Raw genomic sequence first — 23399 nt, 5'->3', positions numbered from 1 at the left:
TATCAAAGCGGATGAGACTAGCCTTATAGTTACATAGACGCTGATTTTTCCCAATGAGTTCAAGTACAAATCAACACCACCATCAGGCTTCCGCCGCCATTCTTCAAAAGTCACCTACCGGTATAAGCGGCCTAGACGAGATCACCAGAGGTGGTCTTCCACTCGGCAGACCAACCCTGCTTTGCGGCAGTGCCGGCTGTGGCAAGACGCTCATGTCCATCGAATTTATTGTACGGGGTGCACTGGAATTTAACGAGCCCGGCGTGTTCATGGCCTTTGAAGAAAAGGCTGATGAGCTTGCCACAAATGTGGCGTCTCTTGGTTTCGACCTGAACACCCTTGTTGCTGACAAGAAAATCAGAATTGATCACGTCCACATCGAACGAAGTGAAATTGAGGAAACTGGCGAGTATGATTTGGACGGATTGTTCATCCGCCTGGGTTATGCCATTGACAGCATTGGTGCAAAGAGAGTTGTTCTGGATACCATTGAAAATCTATTTTCAGGCTTAACAAACCAAAACATACTCCGTGCAGAACTCCGACGATTGTTTGGATGGCTGAAGGAGAAAGGTGTAACCGCGATCATCACGGGTGAACGTGGCGAGAACTCATTGACCAGACAAGGTCTGGAAGAATATGTATCGGACTGCGTGATTCTATTGGATCATCGCATTAGCAACCAGATTTCTACGCGCCTGCTTAGAATCGTTAAGTATCGCGGCTCGATGCACGGCACCAACGAATATCCATTTCTGATTGATGAAGACGGGATTTCAGTATTGCCCATTACCTCTCTTGCGCTGGACATGGAGGTTTCAACCAAAAGAATTACTTCAGGCATTGAATCGCTGGATAAGATGCTCGGTGGTGATGGCTTTTACGAAGGTAGTAGCATTCTGGTTTCTGGAACCGCTGGCACGGGTAAAACTAGTCTGGCAGCATCATTCGTGGATGCCAACTGTAGAAATGGTAAACGTTGTTTATATTTCGGATTTGAAGAGTCACCCTCGCAAATTCAACGCAACATGCGTTCGATAGGCTTAGACCTTTCCGCACATGTTGAAAGTGGTCTGCTTGAATTTCATTCATCCAGACCTACCCTATTTGGGTTAGAAATGCACCTGGTTGCCATCCATAAACGTATTAAAAAATTTCAGCCGGACATCGTTGTACTGGATCCAATAACCAATCTGATTACCGTAGGCTCTGTAAGTGAGGTAAAGGCTATGCTGATCAGACTGGTTGACTTTCTCCAAAATGAAGGTATCACGGTACTTTTTACGGCGCTCGCCCTGAACAACACCATCAACGAGCAAACGGATGAAGGCATATCTTCATTAGTGGACTCCTGGTTATTGATCCGGGATATTGAGTTTAACGGTGAAAGGAACCGCGGCATGTACGTGATGAAATCCCGAGGCATTGGACATTCCAATCAGGTGAGGGAGTTTATTATCACAGCGGCGGGGCTCGACCTTGTAGACGTTTACCTGGGTCCAGAGGGTGTGTTAACCGGCTCAGCCAGAGAAGCACACATTGTGAAAGAAGAAACGGGCCTTGCTTTGCAGGGTTATGCGGTGAGCAGGAAAGATCGCGAGATCTTACGTAAACGAAGGATGTTGGAATCTCAGATAGCGAATCTTAGAACGGAATTTGAATCTGTTGAGGAAGAACTCAACAAAGTTTACATGGAAGAAGAACTTAAAAAAAACATTCAGGAGAAAAACCGGAATGATCTGGCTAAGAAACGCCTTGGCGACGACAATAAGAAAAGCGAGGATTAGGCCCGATAAATATATTTTATGATTGAAGAACAGCAAACATGGGAGTTGCGGTTATATATAGCTGGAAAAACCCCAAAATCTGTAAGTGCCCTCAATAACCTGAAACGTTATTGTGAGGAGCATCTTGAAGGCAAATACAAAATTGAGGTTATAGACTTGCTGTTACATCCCCAGCTTGCTGAGGGCGATCAGATTTTTGCGGTGCCAACGCTGGTTAGAAAAGTGCCGGTACCCATCCGCAAGATTATTGGTGACCTGAGTAATGAAGAAAAAGTTCTTGTTGGTCTGAATATCATTCCGCTACGCCTTGACTAGCCTTGAAACTACAGACACTTTGATCCTGACGCTGTTCATCACCGGTGCATCAGCAAACTCCGTGCGTGCTGTTAATAACATCCGCACGATCTGCAATACGTATATTCCTAATCAGTATACCCTGGAGATCATTGATGTATACCTGCGACCGGAGCTCGCACAACAGGAGCAGATTATTGCACTGCCCACGCTTATAAAAAGAAGTCCTGCTCCAGAAAGACGATTTGTTGGAGATTTATCTGACACGAAGAAAGTCCTAAACGGATTGGGGATCGTAATTACAAATGATGGCTATTGAACCAACAGCAGAACAACTAAAAGCAGAGATTGCTGAATTAAGAATACAGCTTGAAGAAGCAAAGGACACTATTGAAGCGATACGAACTGGTATGGTGGATGCTTTTGTTGTACACGGCGCTGAAGGACATGAAATATACACCCTAAAAACAGCTGACCACACCTACCGCGTTTGGATTGAACGGATGATGGAAGGTGCAATAACGCTGGATAAGGACGGTTTCATCCTGTATAGTAATCCACGTTTTGCTGAAATGGCTGGCATTGCGCTGAATCATGTTGTTGGAAAGGGTCTTGATGCTTTTCTCGAACCAAGCAGCCTCACTAAGTTAAACGTCGCCATGCGTTCCATCGGCTTATCTGATTATAAGACAGAAACTAACCTGCTTCGCCCCGACGGGATGCAGTTGCCAGTATTGCTTACTTTAACCCGGATGAACCTGGAGGATGGTACAGCCATGAGCATCATTTTAACGGATCTGACAGAACAGAAACAAAGTGAGAATCTTCTTAAAAAGAACAACGAAGCGCTAGAGGAAGCGAGAAATCAGACCTTGAAGTTAAATAATGAACTCGAAGGCATCGTTGCGGAAAGAACCAGAGACCTATCCGTAAGCAGGGCCCACTTCATGCTTTTGTCGAACAATATTCCACATATTACCTGGACGAACCTTCCGAACGGTAAGATAAACTTCTTCAACGCGAGGTGGTTTGAATATACAGGTCTAGGTTTCGATGATGAACCTGCAATGGTCTGGGAGACCGTTCTTCATCCTGATGATGCCCAACGAACCAAATACGCTTACATTGAATCTTTAGAAACAGGGAACTTGCTAGAGGTAGAAAATCGCTACCGCAAAGCAGATGGGACGTATCGTTGGCACCTATCCAGAAGCACACCATTGAAAAACGCTGCTGGAGAAATCCAATTCTGGGTGGGTACGGCAACGGACATTGATGATCAGCGAAAGGCCATTGAGAAGAAAGATGAATTTATCAGCATCGCCAGTCACGAGTTGAAAACGCCACTCACAAGCTTGAAGGCCTACCTTCAGCTTATTGCTAAGTTTGACCAGGAGCCTATACCACAACGCATCCGTAATTTCATTGACAAAGCAGATAACTCCATGAATAAGTTACACCTGCTGGTAAATGACCTCCTTGATTTTAGCAAAATACAGGCTGGGAAACTAGACTTTAATAAATCACCAATAAGCGTAAATGAATTGGTCTCCCTATGTGTGGAGCATGCCCGATACATGTACCCTGCTCATCAAATCAGCTACACACCAGGCACTGATTACCTCGTAGAGGGAAATATGGAACGCCTGGAACAGGTTGTCATGAATCTGATTAATAATGCAGTGAAGTACGCTCCAAACCACAAAGAAATCATGCTGCAGGCAACGGTTGAGGACGCAAAGGTTAAAGTTGCCGTTAAGGACTTTGGCATTGGGCTGTCCGCGGAGCAGCAGGAACGGATTTTCGAGCGTTTTTACCGCGTGGCAGATAGCACGTACATGGCAAGCGGACTGGGCATGGGGTTGTATATCTCCATGGAGATCATCAAATCACACCAGGGTACTATGGGTGTGGAGAGCAAAATAGAGGAAGGTTCTACATTCTATTTTATGCTTGACTTGCTACAAACTGATTAAGGTCACAATTATTTAATGCAGCAATCATATTATAAGCGGCTGATATTCCCGACCTTTAAACTGCAGTTAAGGATTAAGGACTTTAAACTTACGGATATGAAAAAGCTTGTTGTATTTACCGACTTCTCAGAACGATCAGAAAATGCATCCGAGTATGCGATTCACCTTGCAAGGGCAATTCACGCAAACATCATCTTATATCATGCATACTTAAATCCGGCTGCGCAACCTTATGCGGCACAGGTTGCATGGCCGATTGTGAATACTGGTGAACTTGAAATGACGAGCAGGAAGGAATTAGCGCTCAATGCTTCCAAATTATCCAAGTTAGCGGCAGCAAACCCTGGAGCTGCTTTTATCCCGAAAATCGAAACCCGCTGTGATGAGGGGAATGTAACGGACCATCTCGAGGCACTTTTCGCAGATCGCGATATTGTCTTGTGCATCATGGCTAACCATCGCAAAGGATTTAGCAGCCTGATCTCCGGTAATCACCTGAATAAAATGCTTGGCGCTTCTAAGGTTCCAGTGTTGGTTGTACCAGATAAGATCACGTATAAGGCCATCCACAAAATAGCTTTCGCAACAGACCTGAACCTGGAGGATATAGACATTGTGCAATCGCTGGCTACATTGGCGCATCATGGTGATGCAAGCATCATGCTGGCACACATCTCTGCAGATCCGGAGCATGCGCAGACTAAAGCAAAACGAGATCAGGTGCAGCAGTTCTTATGTGAAGTAAGCAACAAGATCAATTATCCACACATCTACTACCGCCACATACAGGATGCTGATGTATCGGCTGGACTAAAATGGGCATCAGAACATGTCGCGTTCGATCTGCTGACCATGGTACACCATCAAAGAAGCTTTCTGGAAGGACTGTTCAACAGCAGCCACACCAAGGCGACGATAACAGATGCAAATACACCAATGCTGATATACCCCCGCGGTGCAGCACACTTCCCGATATTCTAATTACCGTATGGACTGTGCAAACTGGGAGGGTCGAACATTTGTCAGTTGATAAAAGGTATTGCTGAAAGCAGCGATACTCTGATAACCGGTCCTATATGCAATTTCACTTAACGTGAGCTCTGTTTGAAGCATCATTTCCACCGCCTTAACCATCCTCAACTGCTTTAAGTACTGTAAGAAAGAGATGCTGAGTTCCGACTGAAATATGCGTGAAAGTGTACGCTCACTAATAGAGAATGCTTTGCTGATGGAAGAAAGGCTAAGCACTTCCGATACATGCTCCTCCATGTACTTTAGAATTGGCACCAACCGCTCATTACGCGTTACAGGCAGTACCGTATGCAGGTGATTGTTGCTGATGTCTGGAAGAATATTGAACAAAGCTTTCAGAAATGGATAATACCGGTTTGTTTTACCTACCTCCCACTCGAAGCGTTCCGTAAATAAAAGCATCTCCAATAGCAGACTGTCGACAGGATAAATGCCCATCTGCTGGTAGAATGTTTCTGTGGTGTCCAGTGTAAAATATATGGTGCGGATGGCGGTGGCAGAACTCCTAACCGTCAGGAAGTGTAATAAACCTGGTGGTATCCAGATGTAATGCCTTGCGGGGATAACCAGGATCTTGTCCTGAACATGTACATAGGCCAGACCTCCATCTACGTAGGTCAGCTGGCCCTTTGTATGCTGGTGCACGGGAAAGCGCCTTTCTAACTTTTCGTGAAGCACAAAAATGGCATCCGGCGTGGCATCGATGTAATGGAGATATTCCTCCACGTTGCGTGCTATGGGTGTTTGGCTCATATCATATAATTTTAGGCAAATTACATAAAATGCCAGAAAACACATTGCTGTACCTTTGCATTGTAATTATGAACATCATAAATCAATGCCAAAGGTATCTTGCATGTACCTTTATATTTTTAACGCTCATCATTGGAAATGCTGCTGCGCAATCTGTTTCTAAAACGCCAAGTGTGCTAGGGCTCAATGAAGTATGGGAAAAGGTAATACAACATAATAAAACCATCAAGATTGAGGGTTTTAGGGTGGCTGCAAGTACAGAAGAAATCCTGGATGCGAAAGCGGAGCGTTTACCGGAGATCGGCACTGAGGCTGAGTATGGCAGAGTCAGTAACTTTGGATTGTTCACCAAAGGTATACTCCACAAGCCGGAGCTGCTTCCTGTAGAACATACTTTATATAAGGTCGGCGGCGACGCTTATTTAAACCTGTACAATGGTCGCAAAACCAGAACAAACATCAGCAGGCAGCAGATATTACATGAGCTCCATACCGAACGTCGGAATGAAAGTGTTTCTGAAGTAAAACTCCAGGCCGCTACATATTATCTGGATCTCCAACGAAGTATTGCTTTTAAGTCTCTGATTCAAAACAACATTGCAGATCAGGAGCGACAGCTCAAGGAAATCTGCCAGCTGCACATCAACGGGGTCGTACTTAAGAGTGATGTGTTGCGCGCAACACTGCAACTTTCCCGTCAGAAGTTAGCGCTGGAAGAAATCAACAACGACATTGCGATTGCACAGCAGAAGTTGAACATACTGATGGATGAACCTGATGATCAGGTTGTTATTCCTGAGCCCTTATCCGCCAGTCAGCCGTCGGTGCTGTTGAAGTATGAGGACTACCTGGCGCAAGCGATGCAACGCTCGCATCAACAGAAGATTTCTGAAGAAGAAACTAAGCTTAGTAAATTGAATTTGAAGGATGTAAAAGCCAATGTAAATCCCAAGATAGGCTTGTATGCGAACTATGCATATTCCTATCCACAGATTCAATTCTATCCTTATGCAAATTACCTGTACGGCTTAGGCACCGCTGGAATAAAGGCAAGTTTTGCTGTGGATGCTTTTTATCATAATAAACACAAGGTTAAGGTGGCACAAATTGAACTACAAAGCCGCGAAATGGAACACCTGCGTACTCAGGATCTGATCAGACAGCAAGTTAATGAAGGCTACCTGAGGTACAATGAGGCCATGAACCGCATTCAGGTTGCAGAAACCAATGTCCTGCAAGCACAGGAAAGTGCCAGAATCGTAACCAACACCTACTTCAATCAACTCTCGCTGGTCACCGACCTGCTTGAATCCAACACCCAACTTCTTCAAACACAGTTTGATCTCGCTGCCGCCAAAATTGCCGCACAACTACAATACTTCCAACTCCTTAACACTATAGGTAATCTTTAACATGACAACAAATACCGACCATTCCCGAACGGATAAACTCATTACGCAAATTACAGCCTGCATTGCAGGTGCTATACTGCTGGTGCTGGTCATTTGGGGTTGCTTTACACTATGGGACCTCTACCGATATGAAGAAACAAACGATGCACAAGTACAGGAATACATCAATCCAGTAACCTCACGAGTAGGTGGATTTATAAAGGAAATCCGGTTTGAAGAAAATCAGGAGATCAAGAAGGGCGATACACTCATCATGATCGACAATCGTGAATATGAGCTTCAGGAACAGCAGGCACAGGCAGAACTTGCAAATGCAAAGGCGCAGCTTGCGGTGCTGAAGAGCCATATCGGAAGCGGTACCGCCTCAGCGCAGATTAATGAGTCGCAGATTATTGCTGCAAAAGCCAGGCTGCACCATGAAGAACAGGAATTTGCACGATACAAGAAATTATATGATGTAGAATCCGCTACCCGTCAGCAACTGGAAAATGTACAAACGGCACTGGAGGTTGCACGTGCAAACTATGAGTCTGCACTGAAGAACTACGAGGCAGACAAATCTAAGGTTCAGGACACCAGGGTACAAACAGACGTGGCAGAGGCGGAGATTAAACGTCGCGAAGCGATGCTGAACAGGAATAAGCTCGACGTAGGTTATACGGTAGTTGTTGCGCCTTATGATTGTAAAATGGGACGCAGAACGATTCAGCCGGGGCAGATGGTACAAGCAGGACAAACCCTGGCTTACATCGTGGATCAGGAGGCTGGCAAGTGGGTTGTGGCGAACTTCAAAGAAACGCAGTTACGACATATGCATGTGGGCGAGATGGCGGAGATCACGACAGACGCTTACCCGGGAAGAACATTCATGGGAAAGATCGAGTCCCTTTCACCAGCTACGGGATCAAGCTTTTCACTCCTTCCGCCAGATAACTCCACTGGCAACTTTGTGAAGATTGTACAACGTGTGCCCGTAAGAATCAGGCTGGTTGACAAGCCTGAAGAAATCGCCACGCTACGCGCCGGAATGAATGCTGAAGTACTGATTCGTAAGGTAAACTGATGTTCGACAAGCACACAGATGAGGCCGTAAAAGCCTGGGTACCCGCCTGGCTCATGAAGGTGGCGCTCTTCATGGTCATCATTCCAACAATGGGGCTGTTCGGCATATCGAGTGCAAACATAAATGCCGCTTCAGGATTTTATGGCTTTGAACCAATGGATGTTCAGTACTCGGGCATCGCGTTCTATGCTGCTGTAACCAGCTTTTTTGCGCTGGAACGCCGGTTTTTTAACTACATCGCCGTCAAGGAGTACTTGCTGCTTGGAGCTATACTTGAGCTTGGTGCAACTTACATCTGCTTCAGCACGCACAATTTGCCTGTGCTTTTCACTTTCCGCTTCATCCAGGGTATGGCGAACTGCTCCATTTCAAGCATCTGCATTACCTTGGTGTTCAGGCAGCTTCGCGGAGAACGGGCAAGAGAAATCGGCTACTCCATCTTTTACGGAATGCTGCTGTGTGTGTCGCAAATTAGCATGATGGTCACCTCCCCCATCCTGGAAACCTTTGACTTCAACGTCCTTTATAAGGGGCTGATGTTCGTATTTATTCCAGGCGTCATTCTACTTTACTTTCTATTGAACAAGGCGCGGCTAAGCGATAAATCACATTTATATAAGCTGGACTGGCAGAGTTTTGTGATTTATGCAGCGCTGCTCCTGTTGGTTGGCTATATGTTGGTTTACGGACAGCAGTATTACTGGTTTGAAGACAAGCGTATGGTGTGGAGTCTGGTGGCAATTGTGTTGTTCCTTTCCCTGCATATCCTCAGACAACTTTATCTGAAACGGCCATATTTAAGCCTGGAAGTATACAAATACCGCAACTTCAAAGTGGGTGCAGTGCTGATCTTTGCACTTTATATCTGTAGAGGTGCATTGAACGTAACAAATAGTTATTTCGCCGCAGTTATGGGCATGGACCCGATACACATTGCCTATATGTTACTCGCAAATTCCGCAGGCATTGTATGCACTGCCTTTGTAAGTTCGAGGTTAATTATCATGAAAAAGCCTATGCGGCTAATCCTCATGGCGGGATTTGGGCTGATGCTGATCTTTCACCTTTGGATGCGCATGTTGTTCAGTAGCGAGGCAATTGAGACTGCTTATTTACTGCCCTTGTTTATACAGGGGGCGGGCGCAGGCTTGCTGATGTCTCCACTCATCTTATACATGGTGTCTGCAGTGCCAGCACAGCTTGGTGGCATGGCATCTGCTACGGGTGTATTCTTCCGGTTCTTCGGTTTTAGCTGTAGCATTGCTTTCATCAACTACTATTCTTTGGTGAAACAGCGTGTGCATTACGACCGCTTTCAACAACACATCACGGCATTGGATCCCATCGCTGTGCAAAAGCTAAGTGCGTATAAACAATCATTTGTTGCAAAAGGGATTGCACCAGAACAGGCCAAAGTAATGGCCGACAGGTTGATGCACAAGTCAGTGGTTGTACAAAGTCAGCTGCGTTATGCCATCGACTACTACGAGTTGATCAGCTGGTGCCTGTTGGTCATCATACTCTTGATCGCCGTGTACCCCTATTTGAACCGGACCATTGTAAATGTAAAATCGAACCAGCCAGCACCTGCTTCTTTCTAATTCCAGCAGGTTCCGCCTTGTAATTGCAGTACTTCCCTCACTGTAGGTTCAACACTTGCCTCTTTCTAATTTGTGCAAACCATTTGCAGTTGTTGCAGTTTTTAAAATGGTTGAACCCCTAAAAACTGGCTTTATGAATACGATACGTACACTTACATACCTGATGATCGGGGCAATTGGATTAAGTTCCTGTGGTGGTGGGAATACCCCATCTAATGTCACTGCTCCAGGGGACGAGAAATCGACGAAAGACAAAGTGCTGAATACCGGCGCTGATCTGCTGCAGGATAAATCCCCATTACGGAAGTTTAATGCCTATCTGGATGGTTTTCACTTCTATAATGGCAACATCAACGCACAAATGGAAGCACATCATTATGTCAATCAGCTGAATGAAGATGTATATCAGGCGATCATTTTTGATGGCAATGAAGGCAGTCCTAAGATCATGGGCATAGAATACATCATTACCGCCAAGCTTTTCAAGACCCTGTCTGCAGAAGAAAAAAAGCTATGGCACTCCCATGTTCACGAAGTGAAATCCGGAACCCTTATCGCCCCTGGCATACCGGAAGTAGCGGAGTATGAGCTAATGGAAAAGCTGGTAAACACATATGGAAAGACCATCCACACCTGGCATACGGACCAGGAACGAACCCTCCCGGTGGGTTCGCCAATGATCATGATGGGCTTCACCAAAGATGGACAATTGCATAAAGAGCTGGTGGATGCAAGAGATAAGCGTTTCAACGTATCCAGTGCAGAGAACAGGAAAAAGCGTGCAGACATCAAAGCGCTGCCGATTGACCCGATGGCAGATGCATGGCAAAAAGGAGAAATCCGACAGTTTGTAATCTCCAATAAGGCGGATAGTGCGCAGCACAAACATCAGGGCCAGCCGACGCCAGCGGAACACCACTAATATTCCATGTACTGCTGATAAACTTCCTGCATGAAGGATTTAGCTGCGATTACCGCAGGGTCTGCATTGGTCTGATTGGGCTTGGTGCTATAGATGACTTGTTTACTCACGGCATCAAATCCAATGGTGTTTTCCGGAGTCATAAACCCGAAGCCCTGGTCCCAATTGTAGAAGGCAAAAGGTTTTGAAGCAGGGTTCAGCAGATCTTTACTCCAGGTAAATGCTTTTGCATCTATGTTTAGCTGGGTCAGTAAGGTATTGGCAATATCAGTTTGTCCACCAATCATATGGATGGTTTTACCCTTAAACGCCGGTTTAATTACCGGCCCGAAAAACAAGAGCGGAATACGATACCTGCGTGGATCGAAAATCTCCAGGTCTGTGCGCGGTAGGAAATGTCCGTGATCTGCGACAACGACAAACAAGGTGTTGTTATACCAGGGCTGACTTTTTGCATGTTCGATGAAAGCACCTAAACAGGAATCTGCGTAAAAGGCGGTACTGCGAAACTTGTCTTCGGTATTGTCGCCCTTATAACGAGGTGGAACAGGCAACCCAAAGGGTTCGTGATTGGTAAGCGTCAGCATCGTTGCAAAGAATGGTTGCTGCTCTGTAGCTAGTTCCTGGGTCATACGTTGATAAACCGGCCCGTCGAAAGCGCCCCAGCTCGAATTCAGGTACTGCTTATCAAAGCTGCTTTTTTCAATAATCTTCTTCACATCATGGCTGAGCAGATAAGACTTCATGTTTGCAAATCTGGATTCTCCACCATAGAAAAAAGGTGTTACGTAGCCATTCCTGCTGAAGATCTGGCTAAGCGCCGGTATGGCCGACTGCTTGCTGTTTTCTTTCATGATGCTTCGGGATGCCTGTGCAGGAAATCCACTCAGTACGGCAACTACCCCTTTATCTGTCCGGCCCGCAGCAGAATAAATCTGGTCGAAGAATATCCCATCCCCTTTTAATCGTTCTATGGAATTTGAAATACCCGGTTCGCCACCCAAAGATTCGACCACATTGCCGGTATGGCTTTCCATAATGATCAGCACCACATTGGGCTTTGCGGTGGTCAAAATCTGCAAGCCCGCACTGTCAGGCTTTTCATAAAACCCTGCTATGGTCTGCAGGGCATTTTCTCTACTGAAGTATGCATATGGATTTTTGGTGTTGTACTTTGCATTTTTGATGTCTGTGGCCAGCCCCCACTCTGTATTTACCGCTGCATAATTTAGCGTTAAATTTGTGGAGTAATATGCCATGCTTTCATTCATTGGAGCATCCTGAAAACCACCACGAATGGATAGGACCGTTAGACCCGCCAGCAATAAGCTAGCGGCAAGTTTACCCAGCAAGTGCCCTTTTCTGTTGATGTGCCAGTTGATGATGATCCTGGCTAAAAACACAGCGACAATAATCAAAGCAAATAGTATGGTAAAGCTCAGCAGTAAGGGCGAAGATCTACTGCTTGCCAACGCCTCTTTCGGGGAGTGAATGGCAAATTCGAAGGTTCGATAATTTACCTTGGTGCCCCACTCTCTATAGATGTTGAAGTTGATGACGGTGAGCAACGAACAAATTGCAACCAATATCCACGTGTAGTATTTTAGAATACCTGCTGGAACATTTAGCCGGGGAAAATACCAGCTGATCAAGAAGATTAAAAGAGGCACTGCGCAGATGTAACCCGCCATAGACGCGTCCATCCATAAGCCAAAGCGAAAGGCAGGCAGTACTTCAGAAAAAGATTGTGTGGCTAGCCTCGGCGCATTATAAAGGATAAATACGAGTCGCTCCAGAAAAAAGAATAGCAACCAGAAGCAATAATACCTGATGAGTGTCCAGATGGTCTTCAATAACATATCGAAGCAAACCTAGAGAATTTTACCTAGAAATTCTCATCATCGGTGTCTAATTCAGCTGCGTTGAACCAGGCGCTAAGACAAGAGAAGATCACAAGTACAGTTAAGATGAGCAGGACAATTTCCATAAAGCTGAATTTTTGATTAAACAGTTGCGAACATCGGAAATAAAAACGTGAAAATTTGAGAAAAGTTCTCACAGCTTCACATTTAATTTGAGAAAAGAAAAGATGTCCCACCTTAAAAAGGGTTAACATACAGGATATCAACCATCAAGTTCTATTCTTGCGCATTATAATTTACCATGTAGAAACCGCATAATTCGCGTTTGTGAAATCTTATAGCTAATAATTGAATGTCATTTTAGACCAATATTCTTTCGGCAGGCCTTAAATTGCCGCGGCATTCGTCAAGAATTGCAATTATTAAGAACATCGCCTAATCAATCCTGTTACCAGTATGTTTAGCCGTTAGCATTATTAACACAGATATGGAACCGATTCATTCAAAAATATTCAAGAACCGCTTTGTTGAACACTTTCCTGGTGATCAGTCAGGCAGCACCAAGCCCAGGCAAACCCCTGGAGTACTTTACAGTGCCACCAGACCCACCCCGGTTGCAAGTCCAAAGCTAATTGCCTGGTCAAATGAACTTGCTGCAACCCTGGGTATTGCCGCACCTGAGGAACAGGATGTTGCGATCTTAGGGGGTAATCTAACCACCGAGTCCATGCAAAGCTATGCCGCCTGTTACGCAGGCCATCAGTTTGGTAACTGGGCAGGGCAACTTGGCGACGGGCGGGCAATTACGCTTGGCGAATGGGAAACACCTGCAGGTGAAAGTTGGGAATTACAGCTCAAAGGTGCGGGTCCAACGGCATACTCCCGGCGTGCCGATGGCCGTGCGGTGCTGCGTTCCTCCGTGCGGGAATACCTGATGAGCGAGGCCATGCACCACCTCGGGGTACCAACCACACGTGCATTGAGCCTGGTTTCTACCGGCGACAAGGTGGTGCGGGATATGTTTTACAACGGCAACCCACAATATGAACCCGGCGCCATTGTGGCCCGGATGGCACCTTCTTTCATCCGCTTCGGCAGCTTTGAAATGCTGGCCGCAAGGCAGGAACTGGAACAGCTAAAAACACTTACCGATTGGACCATCGACAAGTACTATCCGCATCTTACCGGTGAAAACCGGATGCTGGACTGGATGGCTGAAATTGTATCTCGCACTGTAACCATGATTGTAGAATGGATGCGGGTGGGCTTCGTGCACGGTGTGATGAACACCGATAACATGTCCATTTTAGGTCTGACAATAGATTACGGGCCTTATGGCTTCGTCGACAACTATGATCCGGAATTTACGCCGAACACCACGGACCTTCCGGGAAGACGATATGCCTTCGGTAAACAAGCCTCTGTAGCTTACTGGAATCTAGGACGCCTGGCGAACGCCATTGCACCTTTGATCACAGACACAGAAAAACTGGTCGCCATTATTGAAGGATACGAAGACATCTTCTGGTCTAAATACAGCCTCATGATGGCACAAAAGCTTGGGTTGGATGAACTATTGCCTGAAGATCATGTACTGCTTCAGGAGTTGGAAAAGATGCTGGTCTCCATCCAGCCTGACATGACTATTTTCTACCAGTTGTTAATCACGCTTCCGCCCACGCTAGAAAGTCCGGAAGACATCGAGACATTCTTTAAACCTGCCTTGTACAACGAGTTGACACCCGCAGAGCGCAGGGGTTTGCAACAGTTCATCTCACTTTATTTGGCTCGCTTAGCCACCAATACGATAGATGAAGCGCAACGAACAGCACAAATGAAGGCTGTGAACCCGCGGTTTATCCTAAGGAACTACCTTTTACACCTGGCGATAACTGATCTGGAGAAAGGCGATGATGCCATGTTCAAAAAACTGGAACAAGCGCTAAAGGACCCTTACGGCCATGGTGCCGACGAGTTTTTCAAGACAAGGCCCTTCTGGGCAAGTGACCAGCCAGGTTGTTCTATGTTGTCTTGCAGTTCTTAATCAATACCTTCGGCCATGCAACTGAAACAGGACTTCTCCTTTACCTCCATCCTCGATAACGACTTTTATAAATTCACCATGCAACAGGGTGTCATACGCCTATTTCCCGATGCTAAGGCGAAATACAAGTTCATCAATCGTGGGAACCATGTGTTCCCGGAAGGTTTTGCAAAAGTGCTCCGTGAAGCCGTTAACGAGATGGCGCATCTAAAGCTCAGCCGGGAGGAAAAGCAGTTTCTAAAAATTACCTGCCCCTACCTCAATGCCGTGTACCTCGATTTTCTTGAGGGCTATCGCTACAATCCGGAGGAGGTAACCATCGTACAGCATGAGGGCAGCCTCGAGCTACACATCGAAGGGCACTGGTACCGCACGATCTTGTGGGAAGTTCCACTGATGTCCATGGTTTGCGAATTATACTACAGACTTACCGGCCTCACGCGCGTACCCAATGAGGAGGTTATTGAGCGTACACGGGATAAAATCGAAAACTATAAGGCCCTGGGCGTGACCGTTGCAGATTTCGGAACACGCAGACGTCACTCCTATGCGGTACATCGTCTGGTACTTCAGGCCTTGTCAGATTACGGCCAGGGTTCCTTTATCGGCACCAGCAATGTACATATGGCCATGTTGCACAAGACGAAACCGATCGGCACCCATGCACATGAGTGGTTCATGTTCCATGCCGCACGATATGGATTTAAAATGGCGAATGCGATGGGCCTGGAACATTGGGTTGATGTGTACCGGGGTGATCTCGGCATTGCCTTGTCTGACACCTACACCACGGAAGTTTTCTTCAGCCAGTTCGATAAGATGTTCTCAAAGCTCTTCGATGGCGTGCGGCACGACAGTGGCGACCCAATCCTGTTCGCGGATAAAGTCATCGCCCATTATCAAAAGTTGGGCATTGATCCGAAAAGTAAAACGATCATCTTCTCCGATTCGCTGAACTACGACAAGGTCGCGAGCATCGCTGAATATTGTAGGGATAAGGTTGGGATGTCTTTCGGAATTGGCACCAGCCTGACCAATGATGTAGGCCTCACGCCAATGAACATCGTCATAAAGATGACCGCTGCACTGCCAAAAGACGGCGCCTGGACAGAAGTCGTAAAGCTATCTGACGAGCAGGGCAAATACACGGGCAGCATGGAGGTGATAAACCTTGCAAAAACATTGTTAAACATTCATTAACCTTTGTACCTGAATCATGTTAAAAGAAGTTGAAGTGACCAGCATCGAAGCCTATCTGAACCTGATTAAGCAAAGCAAGGTGAGTTTTAGTAAACAGACCCATGCGGTAGACTTCCTATTCCGTGGACAAACCATAGACTATCCGCTAATCCCAAAGATTTGTCGTTTGAAAGCCAAAGGGGATCTTTTGAAACGGAGAAGCTGCTGCTGGAAGAATTTAAACGTACAAACCCGCTATTGATTGAGCAACACCGCCCAATGGATGACTGGGATTTTCTAACCTTGGGGCAGCACTTTGGCCGGCCGACACGCCTGCTTGACTGGTCCAACAACGCACTCACGGCATTATGGTTCGCCACCGCAGATAATTATGCTAAAATAGAGGAACAAGATGCCGCTTACGCCGTAGTGTGGATCCTGATGGCAGAAGCAGACGACTTTAGCCTCAACATTGCCGAAGTCGCTCCGTTTAAGGTTAAGGAGACCAAGATTTTCAGGCCCCGCATCATCAAACAGCGCATCAACAACCAGTCGGGGGTCTTCAGCATCCATTCTTCTGCAGAGCTGTCGGAGATGCGATTTATGAATGAGATCGACTCTTTCGCGCAGAAACTTATAAAAGTGAAGTTCCCAGCCAAAGTGGTACGGGAGATCCGGACAGACCTCGATACCTTAGGTGTAAATGCCTTTACCATCTTCCCGGAACTTGAAGGATTATGCAACTACCTGCAGTGGCGTTATTTTGAATAGTTCCAAACTAGGTTTTAAAGGTGTATTTGTTACGTGATCACAAAACATTTAGCCAGCTTAAGGTGTAAATCAAACAGATAACACCAACTATGGAAAAGGAAAACGCTACCCCTAACCCACGCCGGGATTTCCTCAAGAAATCCAGCCTTATCACTGCGGTTGCACTTACGCCCACAGCAGCAATCAAGGCTGCTGATAATCAACTCGATGAACGCATTGCACAGGCGATCGAAAATGTACCCTGCAGCATAGAAATAAATGGCACCAAACATACCATGAAGATCGATCCCCGGATCACACTGCTCGATCTGCTCAGAGAACGTCTGCATTTAACCGGTACAAAAAAAGGCTGCGACTATGGACAATGTGGCGCCTGCACCGTTCACGTCGACGGTCAGCGGGTAAACTCATGCCTCACACTAGCCGTGATGAACGACGGCAAGAAAGTGACGACCATCGAGGGCTTAGCCAATGGATCCGAACTTCACCCCATGCAGGCTGCTTTTATCAAACATGATGGTTTCCAGTGCGGGTACTGTACACCAGGACAGATTATGTCCGCTGTAGCATGCATCCGCGAGGGCCACGCTGATAATGAAGGAGAAATCAGGGAGTTTATGAGCGGTAACATCTGCAGATGTGGTGCCTACCCCAATATCGTTGCCGCCATACAGGAAGTAAAGAAAGGAGGCAAGAACATATGAAGCAGTTTCAATACATCAGATCGGTAAGTCAGAAAGCCGCAATCTCAGCGATTACACAGGAGCCTAAGGCCAAGTTTGTTGCAGGTGGAACAAACCTGCTCGACCTTATGAAACGGCACGTGATGACACCAGAACGCTTGGTAGACATCAATAAACTGCCACTCCGAGATATAAAAGAAGAAAATAAAGGTTTACATATCGGTGCATTGGCGCTGAACAGCACCGTAGCGGAACATGCGACCATCGTTAAGAAATTTCCGCTCTTAGCAGAAGCCTTGAATGCTGGTGCGTCTGCACAACTCCGTAACATGGCAACTGTAGGTGGAAATCTCATGCAGCGTACCCGATGCCCTTACTTCTATGATACCACAACACCATGCAATAAGCGTGAACCTGGTACGGGCTGTAGTGCGCTGAATGGTTTCAACCGTATGCATGCCATCTTTGGTGCTACACCGCATTGCATAGCAGTGAATCCAAGTGACATGAACGTCGCACTCATTGCGCTGGATGCGTCGGTTCAGGTGTCTGGTCCTAAGGGAGATCGGATCATCAAAATGCAGGACTTCCATCGCCTGCCAGGAGATCAGCCTGAGAAAGATACCATCCTTGATAAAAACGAGCTTATTACTGCAGTAACGATCCCCGCCTCTACTCTCACCCATAATCATTACCTGAAAGTACGCGACCGGAATTCATATGCTTTCGCATTGGTGTCTGTAGCGGCAGGGTTAAACTTAGACGGTAAAACCATCAAAGTGGCAAGGCTTGCGATGGGTGGCGTGGCGCATAAACCATGGCGACTTACAGCGGCAGAGCAGAGTTTACAAGGCAAACAGGTTTCTATCGAAGCTTTCCAGCAAGCTGCAGACATTGCGATGCAAGGCGCGAAAGGCTATGGACATAATGATTTCAAGCTCAAGCTTGCACCCAATACAATTGTTGAAGCTTTGAAAATTGCTTCCCGCATTTAACCATTCATCTAACATTACAGATCTTATGAATACTTTTTTTAAAGCGGATGAACCCCTTCAACGGGTGGATGGCAAAATGAAAGTTACTGGCGCAGCAAAATACGCTGCAGAATATGTACTGCCAGATTGCAGATATGCAGTGTTGGTAACCAGCAGCATTGCGAAAGGCAGAATAAAATCCCTTGACACCAAAGCTGCATCAAACGCACCAGGGGTCATTGCCGTCATCTCCTATCTAAATGCCATCCGTCCGCCAGGCTATGCAGCAGACAATGAGCATCCCACTGAACCGGCCACTGGCGGTCAGCCGCACCGTGTCTTCTATGACAATAAAGTTTACTTCAATGGACAACCCATAGCAATGGTCGTTGCAGATACCTTTGAGCGGGCTACCTATGCGGCTCATCTGGTAAAAGCACAATACATCGTTGAAGAACATTTAACAGACCTGAACAAGAACTTAGATAAGGGCGTATTGCCTGCTTCGGCGAAGAAGAATCCAAAATCGCCCCTGGCGGATTACGACCGTGGCGTTGTAGACGGCTACAAAACAGCCCCTGTGAAGCTGGAGATGGAATATGAACATCCAGCCGAAATGCACAACCCAATGGAACTACAAGCCATTGTGGCACATTGGGAAACAGATGATAAACTCACCCTTTATGATAAAGTTCAGGGTACCCAGCCGACGCAACAGAACTTTGCTAAAGAATGGAAGTTACCCCCTGAAAACGTGAAAGTGATCGCGCCCTTTGTTGGTGGTGCATTTGGAAATGCCCTTCACAACTGGCCACATGAAACTGCAGCCATCATTGCAGCAAAAATGATCAAGAAGCCGGTGAAGCTGATGCTTACCCGTGAGCAAATGTTCTTCATGGTTGGCTACCGTCCAGGAACCTTCCAAAGGATCGGAATTGGCGCAAACAGAGACGGAAAGCTGGTGGGCATCAGCCACTTTTCCATCGGACAAACCTCAAGCTACGAGGAGTTCACGGAAAGCGTTTTGCAACAAACAAGAATGATGTACACGGCTCCGAATGTAAGTACGCGCTACCGGATTTTGCCAATGGACGTGAGTACCCCAATCTGGATGCGCGGACCTGGTGAAGCAACTGGTGCCTTTGCGCTGGAAAGTGCGCTGGACGAAATTGCTTACGAGCTCAACATTGACCCGCTCGAACTCAGAATTATTAACCATACCGATCAGGACCCCGAACGCAACATGCCATGGTCTACAAAATACCTGAAGGAATGTTTTAAACTGGGTGCTGAAGCCATCGGCTGGAATAAGCGGCCTTTAAAAGCTGGCACACTGAGCGACGGCCCATGGAAGATTGGTTATGGTATGGCGGTCGGCACCTTCGGTGCAAATCGCAGAAGCGCGAAGGTTAGGGCCAAGCTTTTCGCAAATGGCTCCTTACTCCTGCAGAGTGCGGTGACAGATATCGGTCCCGGTACAGGTACGGCAATGGTCGGCATCGCAACTGATGCTATTGGCATCCCTGCGGATCAGATTACCTTTCAACTCGGCAACTCAGAGTTCCCGGTGGCAGGTAATCAGGGTGGCTCTTCAACGGTCAACAGTGTTGGCTCCGCCGTGCTCGCCGTGTGCGACGTATTAAAGCAGAAGTTGCTGGAGATGGCCAACCAAAACATGCCGGAATTTAAGTCTGCAACACTGGAGCAGGTGACCTTCAGCAATGGTGGACTTCAACTTAAAGGTGGAAGTGCGAAAACAACCATAGGAGACCTCATGAAAAAAAGCGGCTCCGCAGATCTGGACCTGATTGAAGAGGCTAAACCCGGACCTGAAGCAGCCAAGTATTCCAAATACTCCTACTCTGTACACTTCGTCGAAGTGCGTGTACATTCCATCACCGGCAGAATTCAGGTAACAAAAGCGGTAACCTGTGCAGACGCAGGAAAGATCATAAACATGAAAACGGCAGGCAATCAGATGATTGGTGGCGTTACGGGCGGTATTGGTATGGCGCTAACAGAAGATGCGGTAATGGATCATCGCTTCGGAAGATACATGACGAAAGATCTCGCGGATTACCACGTGCCTGTGCATGCTGATGTTCCACATATTGAAGTGAGATTCGTAGACAAACCCGACTACATTGTAGACCCAATGGGCACAAAGGGTATTGGCGAAATCGCCATCATTGGTGTTGCACCCGCCATTGCAAATGCAATCTTTAATGCAACAGGTAAACGAATCAGACAGCTACCAATTACACCAGATAAATTGATTTGATACAGGTTAAATAACCTGTATCAAATCCTTACCTTCAGCGGCTTTCAGTCTACCGAAAGACACTGAAGGTAAATTTAGTTCCTCCAACAGCTGCTCAAAAGCAGCAGATGCTTCTTCCGTAACCGCAACCAGCAAACCACCACTTGTTTGTGGATCTGCCAGTACATAGCGTTGCGCATCTGTTATTTCACCAATCTTGTGTCCATAGCTATTCCAGTTGCGCTGCGTCCCTCCTGGGAAACAGCTTTGTGCCAGGTAATCACCCAATGATGCAATCACCGGAACCTTTTCAAAGTCGATTTCTGCAGTAAGCCCGCTACCTTCGCACATTTCCGATAAATGCCCGAGTAATCCGAAACCTGTTACATCCGTCATTGCCTTTACACCTTCAATGGTTGCAAAGCGCGCCCCGGGCTTATTAAGTGTTACCATACTCTTTAGTGCAATAGCAGCATCTTCCGGTTTTAGGATACCTCTTTTTTGCGCCGTAGATAAAATACCAACACCTAACGCTTTGGTCAGGTAAAGCTTGCAACCCGCAGTTGCCGTTGAGTTTTGCTTGAGTTCAGCAATGTTTACCATGCCATTTACGGCCAATCCGAACACCGGCTCAGGACAGTCGATGCTGTGCCCACCTGCTAAGGTTATCCCAGCTTCTGCACAGATTGACCGCGCGCCTTCCAAAACTTTTTGCGCCACCTCCGGTGGAAGCTTGTCGATCGGCCAGCCTAAAATCGCAATAGCCAGCACTGGCTTACCGCCCATTGCATAAACGTCACTGATGGCGTTCGCAGATGCAATCCGGCCGAAGTCGAACGGGTCATCTACAATGGGCATAAAGAAGTCGGTGGTTGAGATCAACGCAGTACCGTTCCCCAGGTCAAGCACTGCTGCATCATCCCGCTTATCGTTACCAACAAGCAGACGGGCATCCGCTGGCGCAGCGATAGGACTGTGTAAGATCTTATCCAATATTGCGGGACTGATTTTACAGCCACAACCTGCGCCATGGGAATACTGGGTAAGTTTTATTGTAGATGTTTCCATTGTAAATTATAATGATTTTATACCGGAAGCGTGCCGGCGAAGGTTTTTAAATGTTGCGCCATGGAGGCGATGCTGCCTTGACATGCTACCGGGAAGATTTTCTCCGGACTTCTTTTTTGAACACCTCTTTGGTAGGTTTTATCATAATAGACAAGCAGCAGGCGGATGAAATCTGCCATCCTGCCTTCATTTATTGCAGCAATCGCATGGTCAGTCTGTTGAGGACCAAGACGCTTTCGAACACGTGTAGTACAATCTATTAAAAATTCAGGGTCCAACTTCCCATATTCTTCCACCAGGGTGGAAACACGAACTTCGTCTGAAACCTGCAGTTTAATCAAGTTTGTATTACGCATATTCTTCCAGAACGCATTGGGAATTACACGCCTGCCGATCGTAAGACTTTCATCCTCTACCCAGATCGTATGTGCCGGTTCTTGTTTTTGCAGCGCCCAGGCGAAGTTGTTTTCAAACTGCTCTTGTGTGGGCTGTTTGAGTTTATTCATGGTGCCGAATGCGGAGCCCTGATGTTGTGCAAGATCTTCCAGATCAATGATCTGTTCATCCATGTTCTGCAAAGCATAAAGGATTTTGGTCTTCCCGGATCCAGTCAGGCCGCCGAGTACGTTTAGCTTCCAGGGCTTTTCAAACTGAGCCAACGCCCATCGGCGATAGCTCTTGTAACCACCTGCTATGGTATAAACTTCAAAGCCATAGAGACCAAGCGCCCATGCCATAGCGCCGCTACGCATGCCGCCCCGCCAGCAATGTACCACAATCCGCTTCTCAGGTGCCAATACCAGTGCTTCTTTGATAAAGCCCGACCATTTCGGACCGGCCAGATCAAAGCCGAGTAAGATGGCCGCCTCGCGACTTTGCTGCTTGTAGGTCGTACCCACCTGCACACGTTCTTCGTTGCTGAAAATAGGGAGATTATATGCGCCGGGCACATGTCCCTGCGCATATTCTAATGGTGTACGCACATCAATCAGCGGAATATTCAGATCGAAATATGCTTCTATACTGATGGCTTGTGTCATTGAGAATTTTTCTCAAATATAGCATCTAAACCGCGCCTTCCAAGCCGTATTGTTTAAGCACATCGGCAGGTACGCCTTCCCAACGGTTTGGCTTATTACCCGCATACCCGAGATCCTTTACGCCCATCTCGCTGGTGAAGAAGCCTGAAGCGGTCAGATCACGCATAAGGTTGAAAAAACCAGCCCCTTGTAACATACCTGGTTTCAGCTTATTCGGGTAAGCAATATCATCAACGATGTTAAGGCGCTGTTCCGGACTTGCATCTGCAAAGGACTTTTCAAAACGTTGTAGCGATTGCAGGTCTAACCACCGTAAGCCACCACGCATTGGTGTCTGGTAACTAGGTATATCTTTCACAATGAACTCAATAAAGTCGGGTACTTTCGCGTCAGTGGCAGAACCAGATTTATCATCCTTAGGAATGATGATGTCTGCCAGAATACCTATTGTAGCCAACTCATGATCATTGAAAAACTTTTCTTCGTGAAGGCGCTTGTCGCGCTCTACTTCAAAATCTTGTCTCCCGGCCTGTTTGGTACTGTCCGTACCTGGCGCTGGTACTTTGTCCTCGCCAGACTTACAGGCCTCCAGTAAAACGGTAGTGCTTATTGCGGTAAGGCCTAAGGCCTTGAGTGAATCACGTCTATTCATGATCTAATGATTAAATCAGCATTAAT

21 protein-coding genes are annotated in these 23399 nt (G+C 46.7%); 16 read left to right on the top strand and 5 right to left on the bottom strand.

Annotated features, from left to right (window positions below):
• Positions 1-53: 53 nt before the first annotated feature.
• The 5 genes from kaiC (at position 54) to IEW69_RS01765 (ending at position 5038) form a co-directional block, all read left to right on the top strand.
• A complete protein-coding gene (gene kaiC, locus IEW69_RS01785; RefSeq protein ID WP_188625103.1) occupies positions 54-1787 on the top strand; it encodes a circadian clock protein KaiC in 1734 nt (577 codons plus the stop codon).
• Positions 1788-1805: 18 nt separating this feature from the next.
• Complete coding sequence (locus IEW69_RS01780) at positions 1806-2102, top strand: circadian clock KaiB family protein (RefSeq protein WP_188625102.1); 297 nt, start codon at positions 1806-1808, stop codon at positions 2100-2102.
• Positions 2095-2400 (top strand): circadian clock KaiB family protein, encoded by a 306-nt coding sequence (locus tag IEW69_RS01775; RefSeq protein WP_229663480.1) that lies wholly within the window; start codon positions 2095-2097, stop codon positions 2398-2400. Before IEW69_RS01780 ends, IEW69_RS01775 begins: the two co-directional genes overlap by 8 nt.
• Positions 2387-4057, top strand: coding sequence for a PAS domain-containing sensor histidine kinase (locus IEW69_RS01770; RefSeq protein ID WP_188625101.1), 1671 nt, complete (start codon positions 2387-2389; stop codon positions 4055-4057). Before IEW69_RS01775 ends, IEW69_RS01770 begins: the two co-directional genes overlap by 14 nt.
• Positions 4058-4153: 96 nt before the next feature.
• Positions 4154-5038, top strand: coding sequence for a universal stress protein (locus IEW69_RS01765; RefSeq protein WP_188625100.1), 885 nt, complete (start codon positions 4154-4156; stop codon positions 5036-5038).
• Here IEW69_RS01765 and IEW69_RS01760 read toward each other — a convergent pair whose 3' ends face one another.
• Complete coding sequence (locus IEW69_RS01760; protein ID WP_188625099.1) at positions 5039-5842, bottom strand: AraC family transcriptional regulator; 804 nt, start codon at positions 5840-5842, stop codon at positions 5039-5041. It lies immediately after the preceding gene.
• 68 nt (positions 5843-5910) lie between these two features.
• Between IEW69_RS01760 and IEW69_RS01755 the strand changes: the two genes are divergently transcribed.
• From IEW69_RS01755 to IEW69_RS01740, 4 genes are all read left to right on the top strand, one after another.
• Positions 5911-7254 (top strand): TolC family protein, encoded by a 1344-nt coding sequence (locus IEW69_RS01755; protein ID WP_188625098.1) that lies wholly within the window; start codon positions 5911-5913, stop codon positions 7252-7254.
• A gap of 1 nt (position 7255) precedes the next feature.
• Positions 7256-8317, top strand: a complete 1062-nt coding sequence (locus tag IEW69_RS01750) for an HlyD family secretion protein (RefSeq protein ID WP_188625097.1) — start codon at positions 7256-7258, stop codon at positions 8315-8317.
• Positions 8317-9918: an MFS transporter gene (locus IEW69_RS01745; RefSeq protein WP_188625096.1), complete on the top strand. Its 1602-nt coding sequence runs from the start codon at positions 8317-8319 to the stop codon at positions 9916-9918. The genes IEW69_RS01750 and IEW69_RS01745 overlap by 1 nt, the downstream gene beginning before the upstream one ends.
• Before the next feature lie 133 nt (positions 9919-10051).
• Positions 10052-10840, top strand: a complete 789-nt coding sequence (locus tag IEW69_RS01740; protein ID WP_188625095.1) for an OBAP family protein — start codon at positions 10052-10054, stop codon at positions 10838-10840.
• Here the strand turns inward: IEW69_RS01740 and IEW69_RS01735 are convergent.
• Positions 10837-12699, bottom strand: a complete 1863-nt coding sequence (locus tag IEW69_RS01735) for an LTA synthase family protein (protein WP_188625094.1) — start codon at positions 12697-12699, stop codon at positions 10837-10839. The two genes, IEW69_RS01740 and IEW69_RS01735, sit on opposite strands and share 4 nt — an antisense overlap.
• Positions 12700-13189: 490 nt before the next feature.
• Between IEW69_RS01735 and IEW69_RS01730 the strand changes: the two genes are divergently transcribed.
• From IEW69_RS01730 to IEW69_RS01700, 7 genes are all read left to right on the top strand, one after another.
• A complete protein-coding gene (locus tag IEW69_RS01730; protein ID WP_188625093.1) occupies positions 13190-14746 on the top strand; it encodes a protein adenylyltransferase SelO in 1557 nt (518 codons plus the stop codon).
• Positions 14747-14761: 15 nt separating this feature from the next.
• A complete protein-coding gene (gene pncB / locus IEW69_RS01725; RefSeq protein ID WP_188625092.1) occupies positions 14762-15946 on the top strand; it encodes a nicotinate phosphoribosyltransferase in 1185 nt (394 codons plus the stop codon).
• A gap of 16 nt (positions 15947-15962) precedes the next feature.
• Positions 15963-16187: a hypothetical protein gene (locus IEW69_RS01720; protein WP_188625091.1), complete on the top strand. Its 225-nt coding sequence runs from the start codon at positions 15963-15965 to the stop codon at positions 16185-16187.
• Positions 16184-16696 (top strand): FRG domain-containing protein, encoded by a 513-nt coding sequence (locus IEW69_RS01715; RefSeq protein ID WP_229663479.1) that lies wholly within the window; start codon positions 16184-16186, stop codon positions 16694-16696. Before IEW69_RS01720 ends, IEW69_RS01715 begins: the two co-directional genes overlap by 4 nt.
• Positions 16697-16785: 89 nt before the next feature.
• On the top strand, positions 16786-17400 hold the full coding sequence (locus IEW69_RS01710) for a (2Fe-2S)-binding protein (protein ID WP_188625089.1): 615 nt from the start codon (positions 16786-16788) through the stop codon (positions 17398-17400).
• Positions 17397-18374 carry an FAD binding domain-containing protein gene (locus IEW69_RS01705; RefSeq protein WP_188625088.1) on the top strand — a complete coding sequence of 326 codons (978 nt, stop codon included), beginning with the start codon at positions 17397-17399 and terminating at the stop codon, positions 18372-18374. The genes IEW69_RS01710 and IEW69_RS01705 overlap by 4 nt, the downstream gene beginning before the upstream one ends.
• 25 nt (positions 18375-18399) lie before the next feature.
• Positions 18400-20634 carry a xanthine dehydrogenase family protein molybdopterin-binding subunit gene (locus IEW69_RS01700; RefSeq protein WP_188625087.1) on the top strand — a complete coding sequence of 745 codons (2235 nt, stop codon included), beginning with the start codon at positions 18400-18402 and terminating at the stop codon, positions 20632-20634.
• 6 nt (positions 20635-20640) lie between these two features.
• On the opposite strand, the gene selD is transcribed toward IEW69_RS01700, so the two are convergent.
• Genes selD through IEW69_RS01685 form a run of 3 tightly spaced genes read right to left on the bottom strand, consistent with a single transcriptional unit; the run spans position 20641 to position 23373 of the window.
• Complete coding sequence (selD, locus tag IEW69_RS01695; RefSeq protein ID WP_188625086.1) at positions 20641-21681, bottom strand: selenide, water dikinase SelD; 1041 nt, start codon at positions 21679-21681, stop codon at positions 20641-20643.
• Positions 21682-21698: 17 nt separating this feature from the next.
• Positions 21699-22721: a tRNA 2-selenouridine(34) synthase MnmH gene (gene mnmH, locus IEW69_RS01690; protein WP_188625085.1), complete on the bottom strand. Its 1023-nt coding sequence runs from the start codon at positions 22719-22721 to the stop codon at positions 21699-21701.
• Positions 22722-22746: 25 nt separating this feature from the next.
• Positions 22747-23373 carry a gluconate 2-dehydrogenase subunit 3 family protein gene (locus IEW69_RS01685; RefSeq protein WP_188625084.1) on the bottom strand — a complete coding sequence of 209 codons (627 nt, stop codon included), beginning with the start codon at positions 23371-23373 and terminating at the stop codon, positions 22747-22749.
• Between the last annotated feature and the right edge of the window lie 26 nt (positions 23374-23399).

Source organism: Pedobacter quisquiliarum, assembly GCF_014642175.1.
Lineage (GTDB): Bacteria > Bacteroidota > Bacteroidia > Sphingobacteriales > Sphingobacteriaceae > Pedobacter > Pedobacter quisquiliarum.
This window is presented reverse-complemented; position numbering and strand designations above follow the sequence as displayed.